The 15607-nt window shown below is 65.1% G+C and carries 12 protein-coding genes and 1 pseudogene; 9 read left to right on the forward strand and 4 right to left on the reverse strand.

Annotated features, from left to right (window positions below; translation table 11 throughout):
- Positions 1-16: 16 nt before the first annotated feature.
- Positions 17-799, reverse strand: a complete 783-nt coding sequence (locus WDM24_RS12785; RefSeq protein WP_029083964.1) for an SDR family NAD(P)-dependent oxidoreductase — start codon at positions 797-799, stop codon at positions 17-19.
- A gap of 151 nt (positions 800-950) precedes the next feature.
- Here WDM24_RS12785 and WDM24_RS12790 point away from each other — a divergent pair, with 151 nt between their 5' ends.
- Genes WDM24_RS12790 through WDM24_RS12800 form a run of 3 tightly spaced genes read left to right on the forward strand, consistent with a single transcriptional unit; the run spans position 951 to position 3104 of the window.
- Positions 951-1745 carry an enoyl-CoA hydratase/isomerase gene (locus tag WDM24_RS12790; protein ID WP_338698294.1) on the forward strand — a complete coding sequence of 265 codons (795 nt, stop codon included), beginning with the start codon at positions 951-953 and terminating at the stop codon, positions 1743-1745.
- Positions 1742-2728 carry a phosphotransferase family protein gene (locus tag WDM24_RS12795; RefSeq protein ID WP_338831478.1) on the forward strand — a complete coding sequence of 329 codons (987 nt, stop codon included), beginning with the start codon at positions 1742-1744 and terminating at the stop codon, positions 2726-2728. Before WDM24_RS12790 ends, WDM24_RS12795 begins: the two co-directional genes overlap by 4 nt.
- Position 2729: 1 nt before the next feature.
- A complete protein-coding gene (locus tag WDM24_RS12800; protein WP_338698298.1) occupies positions 2730-3104 on the forward strand; it encodes a DUF6285 domain-containing protein in 375 nt (124 codons plus the stop codon).
- 130 nt (positions 3105-3234) lie between these two features.
- Here WDM24_RS12800 and WDM24_RS12805 read toward each other — a convergent pair whose 3' ends face one another.
- Positions 3235-4014 carry an enoyl-CoA hydratase-related protein gene (locus WDM24_RS12805; protein ID WP_338831479.1) on the reverse strand — a complete coding sequence of 260 codons (780 nt, stop codon included), beginning with the start codon at positions 4012-4014 and terminating at the stop codon, positions 3235-3237.
- Between the two features lie 220 nt (positions 4015-4234).
- On the opposite strand from WDM24_RS12805, the gene WDM24_RS12810 reads away from it, so the two are divergent.
- Positions 4235-5509, forward strand: a complete 1275-nt coding sequence (locus WDM24_RS12810) for an acyl-CoA dehydrogenase family protein (RefSeq protein ID WP_338831480.1) — start codon at positions 4235-4237, stop codon at positions 5507-5509.
- Between the two features lie 25 nt (positions 5510-5534).
- Positions 5535-6008, forward strand: coding sequence for a GFA family protein (locus tag WDM24_RS12815; protein WP_166297766.1), 474 nt, complete (start codon positions 5535-5537; stop codon positions 6006-6008).
- A 184-nt stretch (positions 6009-6192) separates the two neighbouring features.
- Here WDM24_RS12815 and WDM24_RS12820 read toward each other — a convergent pair whose 3' ends face one another.
- Positions 6193-7773, reverse strand: a complete 1581-nt coding sequence (locus WDM24_RS12820; RefSeq protein WP_338831481.1) for a fatty acid--CoA ligase — start codon at positions 7771-7773, stop codon at positions 6193-6195.
- A gap of 243 nt (positions 7774-8016) precedes the next feature.
- Here WDM24_RS12820 and WDM24_RS12825 point away from each other — a divergent pair.
- Positions 8017-9003: pseudogene (locus tag WDM24_RS12825) on the forward strand (IS30 family transposase); the annotation flags it as partial.
- A 50-nt stretch (positions 9004-9053) separates the two neighbouring features.
- On the opposite strand, the gene WDM24_RS12830 reads toward WDM24_RS12825, so the two are convergent.
- Complete coding sequence (locus WDM24_RS12830; RefSeq protein ID WP_166297765.1) at positions 9054-9929, reverse strand: SDR family oxidoreductase; 876 nt, start codon at positions 9927-9929, stop codon at positions 9054-9056.
- Positions 9930-10029: 100 nt separating this feature from the next.
- On the opposite strand from WDM24_RS12830, the gene WDM24_RS12835 reads away from it, so the two are divergent.
- The 3 genes from WDM24_RS12835 to ppc all read left to right on the forward strand — a co-directional run bounded on the left by WDM24_RS12835 (position 10030) and on the right by ppc (position 15592).
- On the forward strand, positions 10030-10839 hold the full coding sequence (locus WDM24_RS12835) for a crotonase/enoyl-CoA hydratase family protein (protein WP_338831483.1): 810 nt from the start codon (positions 10030-10032) through the stop codon (positions 10837-10839).
- Positions 10840-11007: 168 nt separating this feature from the next.
- A complete protein-coding gene (locus WDM24_RS12840) occupies positions 11008-12555 on the forward strand; it encodes an acyl-CoA synthetase (RefSeq protein ID WP_338831484.1) in 1548 nt (515 codons plus the stop codon).
- Positions 12556-12799: 244 nt separating this feature from the next.
- On the forward strand, positions 12800-15592 hold the full coding sequence (gene ppc, locus WDM24_RS12845; RefSeq protein WP_166307056.1) for a phosphoenolpyruvate carboxylase: 2793 nt from the start codon (positions 12800-12802) through the stop codon (positions 15590-15592).
- Positions 15593-15607: the final 15 nt, after the last annotated feature.

Here is a 15607-nt window from a genome sequence, read left to right on the forward strand (position 1 = left end):
GGCGGCAGCAACGTCGTCAGAACGCCGTGTACCCGCCATCGATCACAAAACAATCCGCCGTATGATAGGACGATGCCTTGCTCATGATGTAGACGGCGATGCCGCCGAAATCGCTCGGCTCGCCGAAGCGGCGCAGCGGGATGCGCGGCATCACGTTGGCGACGAATTTGTCGTTGGCCATGATGCCCGCGGTCATGTCGCTCTTGATCCAGCCGGGCAGGATCGCGTTCGCGGTGACGCCGTGGCGGGCGAGCTCGACGCCGAGCGCGCGGCACAGCGCGTTCAGCGCGGCCTTGGTGCCGGCATAGTGCTCGTTGCGCGCGGTGCCGAACAGCGAGGCGAGGCTCGAGGTCGCCACCAGCCGGCCGAATCTGTCGCCCGCCTCGGCGCGCTCGGTCATGTGGCGCGCCGCGGCCTGGAACACATGAAACACGCCGTCGAGATTGGTCGCGAACATTTTTCGCCATTCTTCCTCGGTGCGGTCGATGAAGGAGCGGCGTCCGCCGCCGCCGATGCCGGCATTGGCGAAGCAGCCGTCGACGCGGCCGAAGGTGTCGAGCGTCGCCTTCATCGCGGTCTTGACCGAGCCGGGATCGGTGACGTCGCAGAATTGCGTTGCGACCTTGCCGGGCCCGGCCTTCATCGAAGCCGCCGCGTTGGCATTTTTCTCGGCGTTGCGGCCCCAGATCGCGACGTTGCAGCCGGCGGCGTTCAGCGCCTGCGCGATGCCAAGGCCGATGCCGCCATTGCCGCCGGTGATGACGGCGACGCGGCCGGTGAGATCGAAGATGCCACTCATTGGGGTTTCCATTTGGTTTGGCGCGCGTTAATCGTGCGCCTCGGGACGAGCTTGGCGGCAACCATGGACAAGCCCGGCACAAAAATCAAATATGGGTCGAAGCATCGACCTACCGCGGTACCAACCGCCGAAGCAACGTAAAGAGGAAACCATGCAGTTCAAACACGTCACGCTCGACTTCGACGGATCGGTCGCGATCCTCAAGCTCGACCATCAGGAAGTCATGAACGCGGTCTCGCTCGACATGCTGGGCGGGCTTGCCGAGGCAATGGATGCGATCGACGACAAGCGCGACGAGGTGCGCTGCCTGGTCATCACCGGTGCCGGCCGCGCCTTCTGCACCGGCGCCAATCTGCAGGGCCGCAACACGCAAGCGAAGCCGGGCAAGAGCAACGCCGGCGCCGCGCTGGAGACCGCATTCCATCCGTTCCTGCGCCGATTGCGTAAGCTGCACTGTCCGATCGTGACCGCGGTGAACGGTCCGGCCGCCGGCGCCGGGATGAGTTTTGCATTGATGGGCGATTTGGTGCTGTGCGCGCGCTCGTCGTATTTCCTGCAGGCGTTCCGCCGCATCGGCCTGGTGCCGGATTGCGGCTCGACCTGGCTGCTGCCGCGGCTGATCGGCAAGGCGCGCTCGGTCGAGCTGTCGCTGCTCGGTGAGCGGCTGCCGGCCGAGAAGGCGCTGGAATGGGGCCTCGTCAACCGCGTCTATGACGACGGCGCGCTGATGGAGGAAACCATGAAGCTCGCGCATGAGCTCGCCAATGGCCCGACGGTCGCGCTGTCGCTGATCCGCAAGCTTTACTGGGACAGCCCGGAGAATTCGTTCGAGGAGCAGCTCAATCTGGAATTCGAGTCGCAGCGCATCGCGGGCAGCGCCGAGGATTTCAAGGAAGGCGTCGCCGCATTCCTCGAGAAGCGTCCGGCGAAGTTCAAGGGCAAATGATCGAGACCGAGCTCACCCGCTGCGTCGCCTCCTTTCATCCCGGCGCGACCGGCGTCAGTGGCGCCGCAAAGCTCTCCGGCGGCGCCAGCCAGGAGACCTGGACGTTCGACATCGTCCACCCGAGCGGCACGATCGGCGCGATCCTGCGCCGCGCGCCGCCGGGCTATGGTGCGGCGCCGGGCCGTGCCGCCGGCCTCGATGCCGAGGCCACGCTGATGCAGCTTGCGCACGACGCGGGCCTGCCGTCGCCCAAGGTGTTGCATGTGCTGACGCCGGAGGACGGCCTCGGCCGCGGCTTCATCATGGCGCGGGTCGAAGGCGAGACCATCGCGCGGAAAATTTTGCGCGACGAGGAATATGCCGGCGCCCGCCCGATGCTGGCCCGCCAGCTCGGCCGCGTCATCGCCGGCATTCATGGCCTGCCGCAGGCAAAGCTGCCGCAGCTGCGCAGCCTGACCGCGACCAGGGAGATCGAGGATCTCGCCCGCGAATATCACAGCTTCAACTGGCCGCGGCCGGTGTTCGAGCTGGCGCTGCGCTGGCTGCGCGATCACGATCCCGGTCCGTCGTCTGACGTCACGCTGGTGCATGGCGATTTTCGCCACGGCAATCTGATCATCGGCCCCGACGGGGTGCGCGCGGTGCTCGACTGGGAGCTCGCGCATACCGGCGATCCCATGGAGGACCTGGGATGGATCTGCGTCAACTCGTGGCGCTTCGGTGAGATCGACAAGCCGGTCGGCGGCTTTGGCACCCGCGAAGACCTGTTCGCAGGCTATGAAGAAGCCGGCCGCAAGGCTGACCCCGATCGCGTGATGTTCTGGGAAGTGATGGGCACGCTGCGCTGGGGCGTGATGTGCTGCGGCATGATGCAGCGCTTCCGCTCCGGCCCCGATCATTCGATGGAGCGCGCGATGATCGGGCGGCGGGCGTCCGAGACCGAGATCGATCTGTTGCGCCTACTTGTTCCGCGAGAGAAGTAAGATGCAGGACGAACCGACACCCACCGAACTGATCAAGGCCGTCGCCGATTTCCTGCGCACCGAGATCGCGCCTGCGATCAAGGGGCACAACAGCTTCAAGCTGCGCGTCGGCATCAACGCTCTCGATCTGGTGACGCGGCAGCTTGCGCTTGCCGAGGCGGGCGATACGACCGAGGCCGCGCGGCTGAAGCAGCTCCTTGGTGCGGATGGTACGCTGATGGAGCTCAACGGCGCGCTGTCGGCGAAGATCGCAAGCGGCGAGGTCGATCTGAACACGCCGGGGCTATCGGAGCATCTCTGGCAGACCACGATGGACAAGCTCGCCGTCGATCAGCCGAACTACGCGTCCTACAAGCGGGAGTTGGGGAATAAGTAACTTTGGGTGCGTTCCCCGGACGCTGCGCAGCGCGAAGCGGTGCGCTGCTGATCCGGGGTCCATCAGCCGCAGGTCCCGGCTCTGCGGCGCAGCGTTGCACGCTGCACCGCGTCCGGGACGCGACAGTCCGTTACCGCCCCAGCCATTTCGGCGGCCGCTTCTCCGAAAACGCCTTCGGTCCCTCGATGTAATCCTGCGAGGCGGCCATCGCCTTCACCGCCGGATACTCGCGCTGCTCGGCGATCGCCTGTTCCAGCGATACTTCGAGACCGCGCTGGATTGCCTGCTTGGAGGCGCGGATCGACATCGGCGAGTTCTTGGCGATGGTCTCGGCCCAGCGCTCGGCGGCAGAAAGCGCCTCGCCCTGCGGCACCACCTCGTTGACGAAGCCAAGCTCGAGGCCTTCCTTGGCGCTGACATGGCGCGCGGTCAGGATCATGCCCATGGCGCGCTTCAGCCCGATCTGCCGTGGCAGCCGGTGCACGCCGCCGGCGAGCGCGGCAAGGCCGACGCGCGGCTCGGGCAGGGCGAAGGTCGCATTCTCGGAGGCGATGATCAGGTCGCAGGCCAGCGCGATCTCGAACCCGCCGCCCATCGCGACGCCGTTGACGGCGGCGATGATCGGCTTGTCGCAGTCGAAGCGGCTGGTGAGGCCGGCGAAGCCGCCCTTGTCCCAGCCGCGCTTGCCGCCGGCGGCCTGCCATTTCAGGTCGTTGCCGGCGCAGAACGCCTTGTCGCCGGCGCCGGTGACGATCGCGACCCACTGCTCGGGATCGGCGGAGAAATCGTCGAACACCTTGTTGAGCTCGAAATGCGCGTCGATATGCAGCGCGTTGTAAACCTCGGGCCGCGACAGCGTCACGATGGTGATGGGACCCTTGCGCGTCACCCTGGAGAATTTCAGATCCATGTTGGCTCCCGTCGATTTTCTGTGGCGAAGAATATGTTGCGTATCCTAACGCCTGCGCGCCGTCCCGTGCCATCCAATTACGCAACGCGACCGCGCGCGCAGGCGCCATCGGCCTGCTTGACTTGGCCTGTCGCTTCTCACCTTAATCGATCCGAACGCGTGTTTGCGATAGCGCCTAGACGCAAAATCAAAATCAACGAATTTTCCGGGAGAGACGACCTTGGATTTCAATCTGCCGGCTGACCTGACAGCCTATCTCGCCGAGCTCGACCGCTTCATCGAACGTGAGATCAAGCCGCTGGAAGCGGCCGACGACAACATCCGCTTCTTCGATCACCGCCGCGAATGGGCGCGCACCGATTTCGACAAGGGCGGTCTGCCGCGCCATGAATGGGAGCTCTTGCTGCGCAAGGCCAAGAACCTGGCCGACGCCGCCGGCCATCTGCGCTTCGCGATCCCGAAGCGCTATGGCGGCAAGGACGGCTCCAATCTCTGGATGGCCGTGATCCGCGAACATTTTGCCTCAAAAGGTCTCGGCCTGCACAATGATCTGCAGAACGAGCATTCGATCGTCGGCAACCTTCCGATCGTGACCATGCTCGACCGCTATGGAACCGACGAGCAGAAGGCGATGATCGACGGCTCGATCACCGGCAAGTACCGCATCACGTTCGGCCTGACCGAGCCCGAGCACGGCTCGGATGCCACGCATATGGAAACCAGGGCGGTGCAGGCGACGCGCGACAACGTCAAGGGCTGGATCATCAACGGCGAGAAGATGTGGACGACAGGCATGCATGTCGCGACGCATTGCGCGCTGTTTGCCCGCACCTCGGGCAATGACGGTGATGCGCGCGGCATCACCTGCTTCCTGGTGCCGGCGAAATCGGCCGGCGTGAAGGTCGAAGAGTATATGTGGACCTTCAACATGCCGACCGATCATCCGCGCGTCAGCTTCACCGACGTGTTCGTGCCTGAAGATGCGCAGTTCGGCGAGGTCGGTCGCGGCCTGTCGCTGGCGCAATGTTTTGTCCATGAGAACCGGATCCGTCAGGCCGCAAGCTCCCTCGGCGCCGCCGTGTATTGCATCAACGAAAGCGTGAAATATGCCCGCGAGCGAAAACCGTTCGGCAAGGCGCTGGCCGAGAACCAGGCGATCCAGTGGCCGCTGGTCGAGCTTGCGACCCAGGCCGAGATGCTGCGGCTGTTGATCCGCAAGACCGCCTGGGAGATGGATCAGCTGACTCAGGCGCAGGTCGAGCACACGCTGTCGGACCGGGTCTCGATGTGCAACTTCTGGGCAAACCGTCTGTGTTGCGAGGCCGCCGACCGCGCGATGCAGGTGCATGGCGGCATGGGCTATTCGCGCCACAAGCCGTTCGAGCACATCTATCGCCACCACCGCCGTTATCGCATCACCGAAGGCAGCGAGGAGATCCAGAAGCGCAAGGTGGCGGGCTTCCTGTTCGGCTATATGGGAGCCGGCAAGCACTGAGGGATAAACGAGGGAGCGGGTCGACATGGAAGGTGGATGCACCTGCAGAAACGTCCGCTACCGCCTGACCGGCAGGCCGCTGATCGTGCATGCCTGCCACTGCACGTGGTGCCAGCGCGAGACCGGCACCGTGCATGCGCTCAACGCGATGTACGAGGCCGAGCGGGTCGAGCACATCGCGGCCGAGCCCGAGATCGTCGACACGCCGTCGGCGAGCGGCAAGGGGCAGAAGATCGCGCGCTGCCCGATCTGCAAAGTCGCGGTGTGGAGCAATTATCCGGGCTCGGGACCGGCGGTACGCTTCGTCCGCGTCGGCACGCTGGATGATCCGAGCCAGTTCCCGCCCGATGCGCACATCTTCACGTCGTCCAGGCAGCCCTGGGTGACGTTCTCGCCCGGCGCAAAGGTGTTCGCCGAGTATTACGATCGGAAAGCGGTCTGGCCGGAGGAAGCGCAAGAACGCTGGCGCGTCTTGCGGGAGAGGATGAAGAAGGCGTGAGGGGAGCCTCTCCCTCTCTCTCTCTCTCTCTCTCTCTCTCTATCGTCGTCCCGGCGAAGGCCGGGACCCATAGCCACGACAGGCTATTGGTTGAACGAGATGTGGCCCCAGCGTCTCACCACCACAAACAACGGTGGTTATGGGTCCCGGCTCGCGCTTCGCTTGGCCGGGACGACAGAGGAGGCTAATTCACCTGCCGGTCCTTGCCCGTCCAATACGGATCACGCAAATTCCGCCGCAGGATCTTGCCCGACGGATTGCGCGGCAGCGCGGCGATGAAGTCGACCGATTTCGGCGTCTTGTAGCCCGCGATCCGCTCGCGGGTGAAGTTGATGATGTCGGTGGCCGTCGCACTCTTGCCCGGCTTCATCACCACCACGGCCTTCACCGCCTCGCCCCATTTGTCGTCGGGGATGCCGATCACGGCGGCTTCGGCCACGTCGGGGTGGTCGCACAGCGCGCTCTCGACCTCGGCCGGATAGATGTTCTCGCCGCCGGAGATGATCATGTCCTTGATGCGGTCGTGGATGTAGAGATAGCCGTCACTGTCCATGTAGCCGGCATCGCCGGTGCGCAGCCAGCCGTCATTGTCGATGGTGCGCGCGGTGGCCTCGGGCAGATTCCAGTAGCCGACCATGTTGGAGCCGGAACGGGTGGCGATCTCGCCGACTTCGCCCGGCGGCAGCGGCTTGCCGTCCGGATCAAGGATCGCAAGCTCGATACCGGGCAGCGCCTTGCCGGCCGAGCGCATCCGCTCGAGCCCCTCGATGTGGTCTTCCGGCGGCAGTGCCACGATGGTGCCGGTGGTCTCGGTCATGCCGTACATCTGCACGAAGCCGCATTTGAAGACCTCGATGCATTCCTTGAGCAGCGCCGCCGGGATCGGCGAGGCGCCATACAGCATGTACTTCAAACGGGAGAAGTCGACCTGCCGCGCGCGCGGCTGCCGCACCACGAACTGCATTGCGGCCGGCACCATGAACAATTTGGTGATGCCGGACTGCTCGAAGAAATCGAGCACCTTGGTCGGGTCGAATTCGCGCGCGATCACGCCACGGGCGCCGTGATAGAGCCCCATCACGCCCCAGCCGGAGCCGCCGATGTGGAAGATCGGCATTGCCACCAGCGAGACGTCGTCGGTGGTCCAGCGGTTCCATTCCGGCTTCTCGGCCTCGTTGCCGCTCTGCACGAGGTTGAGGAAGTTGGCGTGCGACAGCATCGCGCCCTTCGGCTTGCCCGTCGTGCCCGAGGTGTAGAGCTGGATCGCGATGTCCGTCGGCTCGAGCGGGACGCGCGGGTCATCGTCGCTCTGCGCGCCGCGCCAGGCGAGATAGTCGGGCCATTCCGGCGCGCCGCCCTCGGTCGTGATGACGGTGCGAACGCTGGGCAGCTTGTCCCTGATGTTGCGCGCTTGCGTGACGAATTCGGGGCCGACAAACAGGATCGGTGCCTTGCAGTCGTCGACGATGAAGGCGACCTCGGGGCCCGCCAGCCGCCAGTTCACCGGCGCCATCACCACGCCGGCCTTCATCGCGCCCATCAACAGCTCGAAATAGAAGTCGCTGTTCTTGCCGAGATAGGCGATGCGCTCGCCTTTTTTGACGCCCATCGCGATCAGCGCGTTGGCGACACGGTTGGTCTTGATGTCGAATTCGGCGAAGCTGGTTTGCCGTCCCTCGAACTCATAGGCCAGCGCATCGCCGAGACTGCTGGCGCGGTCGCGCACCATGTCGGCAAGGTTGGTCAGTTTCGGCGCAGCGGACATGTTTCCCCCGTGACGACTTGTTTTGGTTGCGCGGAGTGTGGCGGCATCCGGCAGCAAAGACAATACGGGGGAAGTGGCTGCGATGTTTCAACATCGTCGTCCCGGCGGAGGCCGGGACCCATTACCACAAATGCGAGTGTGGTGCGATGCTGGGGCCCCAGCGAGCTCAACGACGCGCAGCGGTGGTTATGGGTCCCCTGAGTTCACAAACGAAGTGCAACACTTCCTTGAGGAGGTGTTGCGATGGGGCGGAGTTACGAGCAGCTATCCCTGGACGAGCGATGCGAGATTGCCCGGCTTTCGGCCAATGGCAGCTCGGTCCGGCAAATCGCGGCAGCTCTGGATCGCTCGCCATCAACGATCTCTCGGGAGCTGACCCGCAATCGAGGCGTCCAGGTCGGCTACAAACCCGGCTATGCCCAGCAACAGATGCGAGCACGGCGCTGGACGGGCGTACGCCTCGAACGGGAGCCCGGCCTGCGCCGTGCGGTGTTGGAACGCCTGGGTCGGGGCTGGTCGCCCGAGCAGGTCGCCGGCCGGCTGGCCCGCGAACACGGCCGCAAGGTGATCTCCCACGAGACCATCTACCGCTTCATCTACGCCCAGATCCGACGCACCTCGGACTTCAGCTGGCGGCGTTATCTGCCGCGCGGCAAGAGCAAGCGCGGTTACCGCGGCAAGAAGGGCGGCAGCCCCGCAAGCTTCATCGAAGGCCGTGTTTCCTTGGATCAACGGCCTATCGAGGCCGCCGATCGCAGCACTCCCGGTCATTGGGAAGCCGACCTGATGATGTTCTCCAAATACGGTCAGGCCGTCCTGACTGTGCATGAGCGCACCTCGCGCCTGCTGCTCGGCATCCGCCTCGCCAGCAAGGTTGCGCGCGGGGTCGCCCGTCATCTCGTTCGCTTGTTCGCATCCCTGCCACAGGACCTGTGCCAGACCGTCACCTTCGACAATGGCACCGAGTTCGCCTGCCACACGGCGCTGCACCGCCTCGCGATCGAGACCTTCTTCTGCGATCCGCACGCGCCCTGGCAGAAGGGCGGCATCGAGAATGCGATCGGTCGAATGCGGCGCTTCATCCCGCGCAAAACCGACCTCGCAACCCTCCCGACCCGCCGCTTCCATCAGTCCTTCAACGCCTACAACAACACCCCGCGCAAATCTCTTGACTTCCAAACTCCCGCCGAGGCCTTCTCCCAAGTGTTGCACTTCGAGTGTGAATCCACCTCCCTGCTTTCGCAGGGACGACAGGAGAGGTTGAGGCGCGAGCTGTCGCGTCAGCCGCGCGCCGCGCGGTCCTTCTCGTTCTGCGCCTTGATCGACTCGCGCGCCTTGGTCCAGTCATCGTCGCTCCAGTCGCGCAGCTGGTAGAAATTGCCGCCCATCGCGAGCGCCTGGGCGCCGTCCATGGCGATGGTCTCGCCGTTGATCCAGTCGCAGCCGCCGGAGATCAGGAACACCGCGAGGTTCTGCAACTCCTCCATGGTGCCGACGCGGCCCATCGGGTTCATCGCCTTGGTGCGCGCGCCGGCCTCGTCGCCGGGCTTGATACGCTTGCTCATGCCTTCGGTCGGGATCTCGCCGGGCGCGATGGTGTTGAGGCGGATGCCGTGGCGGCCCCATTCGATCGCAAGCGACATGGTCATGGCGTGGATCGCCGACTTGCTCATCGCCGACGGCACCACATAGGGCGAGCCGTTGCGCACCCAGGTCACCGTGATCGACACCACATTGCCGCGATGGCCGCCGGCGATCCAGCGCCGGCCCACCGCGTGCGTGACGTAGAAGGTGCCGTGCATCACGATGTTGGCCACTGCATCAAATCCGCGCGCGGAGAGCTCTTCCGAGCGCGAGATGAAATTGCCGGCGGCGTTGTTGATCAGATCGGTGAGCGGACCGCTGGTGGTCCAGATCGCCTCGATCATCTCGTCGACCGCCATGGCATTGCGGATGTCGACGCCATGGCTGACCACGCGTCCGCCATGCTCGGCCATCAATTCGGTGGCGGTTTCGTCGCAGACGCTCTTGCGGCGGCCGCAGATGTGCACCTCGGCCCCGAGCTGCAGGAACCGCGAGGCCATGGCCTTGCCGAGGCCGGTGCCGCCGCCGGTGACCAGGATGCGCCGCCCGGTAAGAAGCTGATCAGAGAACATCGTTTCCTCCACGGGGGTTGTCAGTTAATTGGTCGATTGACTAAAAGCGGACAACGGCCTTTGTGTAAAGCGCCATCAAGGAACAGCGGAGGAGATTTCAATGCAAGATCGCGTTTCGATATCGATTTCGGACGGTATCGCCGATGTCCGCCTGGTGCGGGCCGACAAGATGAACGCGCTCGATGCCGCGATGTTCGAGGCATTGGTCGCCGCAACCGACCGGCTTTCAAAGGAAAAAGCCGTTCGGGTGGTGGTGCTATCAGGCGAGGGCCGGGCGTTTTGCGCCGGGCTCGACATGGGGCGGTTCGCCGCCATGAAGGACGGCGGTAACGGGGTGCCGGGTGGCGAGAACCGTGACCTCACGATCCGCACCCATGGCAAGGCCAATTTCGCGCAGCAGGCGGTCTGGGGCTGGCGCCAGCTTCCGGTGCCCGTGATCGCCGCGGTTCATGGCGTCGCGTTCGGCGGCGGTTTCCAGCTCGCGCTCGGTGCGGACATGCGCTTCCTTTCGACTGATGCGCGGATGTCGATCATGGAAATCAAATGGGGCCTGGTGCCCGACATGGCGGGCACGCCGATCCTCGCGAGCCTGGTGCGCGACGACATCCTGCGTGAGCTCACCTACACCGGCCGCATCTTCTCGGCGCAGGAAGCGCAGAGCTACGGCCTCGCGACCCGCGTTTGCGACGACCCGCGCGCTGCCGCGCTGGAAGTCGCGCGCGAGATCGCCGGCAAGAGCCCGGATGCCATCCGTGCCGCCAAGCGGATGCTGAACAATCTGTCGGTCGATCCGGCCGCCGCGCTGCTGGCGGAATCCGTCGAGCAGCAGAAGCTGCTCGGCCGCCCGAACCAGACTGAATCCGTGCGCGCCAATCTGGAGAAGCGCGCGCCAAGGTTTGCGGATGCGTGAATCTCTACGCCGTCATGGCCGGGCAAAAGCGCGAAGCGCGTCTTCGCGCAGATGTCCCGGCCATCTACGTCTTCGTTGCGGCGGTGAACACGTGGATCACCGGGACAAGCCCGGTGATGACGACAACTTCCAGCGTCGCTAACCAACAACGAAGAACAAGAACAACAGATGAGCGAAACGTCCCAACCCTTCCTCGGCATTATCAGCGGCGAGCGCCGGCGCGATCACGCAGGGGTGGCCGAGCGCACTGAGCGCATTGCCAGCGGCCTGAACAAGCTCGGCGTCAAGCCGGGCGACAGCGTCTGCATGCTGATGCGCAACGACATCGCCTTCATCGAGGCCGCCTACGCAGCGATGCGGCTTGGCGCCTATGGCGTGCCGATCAACTGGCACTTCAAGCCGGAGGAGATCAACTACGTGCTGACGGATTCCGGCACGCGCGTCCTGATCGGCCATGCCGACATGTTGCATCCGCTGCGCGGCGCGATCCCGCCTGACGTCACCGTGCTCAGCGTGCCGACGCCGCCGGAAATCCTCGCCAACTACAAGATCAATCCCGATCATCTGACGACGCCGGATTTCGCGATCGATTTCGAAGCCTGGCTCGCCCAGTTCCCGCGCTATGACGGCCCGGTGGTGCCGCAGCCGCAGAACATGATCTACACCTCGGGGACGACAGGCCACCCGAAGGGCGTGCGCCGCTTCGCGCCGACGCCCGAGCAGACCGCCAATGCGGAAGCGATGCGGGGGATGATCTACGGCCTGAAGCCGAGGGCACGCGCGATCCTGCCGGGGCCGTTGTATCATTCCGCGCCGAATTCGTTCGGGCTGCGCTCGGGCAAGCTCGGCGGCGCGCTGGTGCTGATGCCGCGCTTCGACGCGGAGGAATTTTTGGCGCTGATCGAGCGCGAGCGGATCGACACCATCTTCATGGTGCCGACGATGTTCATCCGCCTGATGAAGCTGCCGGAGGAGGTGCGCAGCAAGTACGACATGTCGTCGCTGCGCCACATCATCCACGCCGCGGCGCCGTGCCCTGCCGACGTCAAGCGCGCCATGATCGACTGGTGGGGACCGGTGATCTACGAATTCTACGGTTCGACCGAGTCGGGAGCGGTGACGTTTGCAACTTCGGAGGACGCGCTGAAGAAGCCGGGCACCGTCGGAAAAATCTCGCCCGGCGCCGAGCTGCGCTTCATCGGCGACGATGGCCAGGAGGTGGCGCAGGGGCAGATCGGCGAGATCTATTCGCGGATCAAGGGCAATCCCGATTTCACCTATCACAACAAGTCCGAGAAGCGGGCCGAGATCGACCGCGAGGGATTCATCACCTCGGGCGATGTCGGCTATATCGATGCCGACGGCTACGTCTTCATCTGCGACCGCAAGCGCGACATGGTGATCTCAGGCGGCGTCAACATCTACCCGGCGGAGATCGAGGCGGTGCTGCACGCGGTCCCCGGCGTGCACGATTGCGCGGTGTTCGGCATTCCCGATGCCGAGTTCGGCGAGGCGCTGATGGCGGTGGTCGAGCCGCAGCCGGGCGTCACGCTGGACATCGCAGGGGTCCGCGCCCAGCTGAAGACCGCGCTGGCCGACTACAAGGTGCCCAAGCACATCGAGATCCAGACCAACCTGCCGCGGGAGGATTCCGGAAAAATCTTCAAGCGCCGGCTGCGCGATCCATATTGGGAGCGGGCGGGGCGGAGGATTTAGGAGCACAAACTCGCTGTCGTCCCGGCGAAGGCCGGGACCTATAACCACGGATGCCTCCGCTTGCACGAGCCGTGGCCCCATCGGATGCCAACCTCGGGCATCGGTGGTTATGGGTCCCTGCTTTCGCAGGGACGACGGGCAGTGGTGCACCGCCCCCAAGTTCATCTTGCGCTGCGGCAAAAAATGCGCACATTTGGAGCGAGCCCGGCAGCCTCTGGAGTAGCCAGCCATGTCTCCCCAGATCTTGCCTCCCCAGACCATGCCTTCCGAGACCGATCTCCAGGCCAGGCGCGCGGCAGAAGTGCAGGCGCAGGAGGAGGATGCACGGCTCCGGAACGACATCCGCCTGCTCGGCCGCGTCCTCGGCGACACCGTGCGCGACCAGGAGGGGGCCGACGTGTTCGACCTGGTCGAACGCATCCGCCAGACCTCGGTCCGGTTCCATCGCGACGAGGACAAGCTGGCGCGGCGGGAGCTGGAGGGCATCCTCGACGGCATGTCGATCGCCGAGACGCTGCAGATCGTCCGCGCCTTCAGCTATTTCTCCCACCTCGCCAACATCGCCGAGGACCAGAACAACATCCGCCAGATGCGCAGCCGCGGCCCGAGCGGGGCGCCGCGCCCGAGCACGCTGGAGCAGACGCTGGTCCACGCCCGGCAGGCCGGCATCAGCCCGGCCGACCTGCGCGATTTCTTCAGGAGCGCGCTGGTCAGTCCGGTGCTGACGGCGCATCCGACCGAGGTCCGCCGCAAGAGCACGATGGACCGCGAGATGGAGATCGCTGACTTGCTCGACCGCCGCGAGCGGCTGCAGATGACCCCGGAGGAGAGCGAGGCCAGCGACGAGCAGCTCCGCCGCGCGGTCGTGACGCTGTGGCAGACCAATCTCTTGCGCCGGACCAAGCTGACCGTGCTCGACGAGGTCGCCAACGGCCTGTCGTTCTACGACTACACCTTCCTGCAGGAGGTCCCGCGCGTGCATTGCGCGCTGGAGGACCGGCTCAACAAGGAGGGTGGCGAAGCGGGCGAGCTCGCCTCGTTCCTCAGGATGGGAAGCTGGATCGGCGGCGATCGCGACGGCAATCCGTTCGTCACCGCCGAGGTGATGCGCGGCACGCTGCGGCTGCAGTCGAGCCGGGTGCTCAGCTTCTATCTCGAGGAGCTGCACGCGCTCGGTGCCGAGCTGTCGCTGGCGGCGTTTCTCGCCGACGTGTCGGACGAACTGCGGACCCTTGCCGAGCGCTCGCCCGATACCTCACCGCATCGAAGCGGCGAGCCTTATCGGCTGGCCGTCTCGGGCATCTACGCGCGGCTCGCGGCGACCGCCAGGAGGCTCGAGGTCGAGACCACGCGGCCGCCGGTCGGCAAGGCCGAGCCCTATGCCAGCGTCAAGGAATTCCAGGCCGATCTCGACGTGCTCAATCGCTCGCTGATCGCGAACAATTCCGGCGTGATCGCGCGCGGCCGGCTGCGGCTGTTGCGGCGCGCGGTGGATTGCTTCGGCTTCCATCTGGCGCGGCTCGACATCCGCCAGAACTCGGCGGTGCATGAGCGCACCATCGCCGAGCTGCTCGATACCGCGAATTCCGGCATGTCCTATCTGGCGCTCGGCGAGGACGCCCGCGTCAGCCTGCTGCTCGGCGAGTTGCGCAGCGCGCGGCCGCTCGTCTCGCCCTTCGTCAAATATTCCGAAGAGACCCAAAGCGAGCTCGCCGTGTTCCGTGCCGCGGCGGAGGCACATGCCAAATTCGGCCCCGAGGTGATCCCCCAGTGCATCATCTCGATGTGCAAGGGCATGTCCGACATGCTCGAGGTCGCGGTGCTTCTGAAGGAGGTGGGGCTGGTCAATCCGTCCGGCCGCAGCGCGATCAACGTCGTGCCGCTGTTCGAGACCATCGAGGATCTACAGGCCTCGAGCGGGATCATGGACCGCATGCTGGTGCTGCACGACTATCGCAAACTGGTCGACAGTCTCGGCAGCGTGCAGGAGGTGATGCTCGGCTATTCCGACAGCAACAAGGATGGCGGCTTCGTCACCTCGGGCTGGGAGCTCTACAAGGCCGAGATCGGACTCGTCGAGGTGTTCGAGCGCCACGGCGTGCGGCTGCGCCTGTTCCACGGCCGCGGCGGCTCGGTCGGCCGCGGCGGCGGCCCGAGCTATGATGCGATCATCGCGCAGCCCGGCGGCGCGGTGAACGGCCAGATCCGCATCACCGAACAGGGCGAGATCATCTCCTCGAAATATTCCAATGCCGAGGTCGGCCGCAGCAATCTGGAAATTCTCGCCGCGGCGACGCTGGAGACCAGCCTGCTGCAGCCGCGGCAGAGCGCGCCGCGTACCGAATATCTCAAGGCGATGGAGCAGCTCTCCGCGCTCGCCTTCAAGGCTTATCGTGGCCTCGTCTATGAAACCGAAGGCTTTGCCGACTATTTCTGGGGCTCCACCGTCATCAGCGAGATCGCGACCTTGAACATCGGCAGCCGTCCGGCCTCGCGCAAGAAGACCCGCGAGATCGAGGACCTGCGTGCCATCCCCTGGGTGTTCTCCTGGGCGCAATGCCGGCTGATGCTGCCGGGTTGGTACGGTTTTGGCGCGGCGGTGGAGACCTGGATCGCGGAGCATCCGGAGCAGGGCATGCCGTTCCTGCAGGAACTCTACCGGGAATGGCCGTTCTTCCGCACGCTGCTGTCCAACATGGACATGGTGCTGGCGAAGAGCTCGATCGCGATCGCCTCGCGTTATGCCGAGTTGGTGCCCGACGTCGCGTTGCGCGAGAAGATCTTCGGCCAGATCCGCCGCGAGTGGCATCTGTCGATCGAGACGCTGCTCGACATCATGGGCCACGACCGGCTGCTGCAAGGCAACCCGCTGCTGGACCGCGGCATCCGCAACCGTTTCCCCTATCTCGATCCGCTCAATCACGTGCAGGTCGAGCTCTTGAAGGAGCATCGCGCGCAGAACCCGGACGAGCAGGTGTTGCGCGGGATTCAGATCACGATCAACGGGATTTCGGCGGGGTTGAGGAATAGCGGCTAGCCACAGTGTCGTCCC

It is taken from the genome of Bradyrhizobium sp. 27S5 (genome assembly GCF_037217225.1).
GTDB lineage: Bacteria > Pseudomonadota > Alphaproteobacteria > Rhizobiales > Xanthobacteraceae > Bradyrhizobium > Bradyrhizobium septentrionale.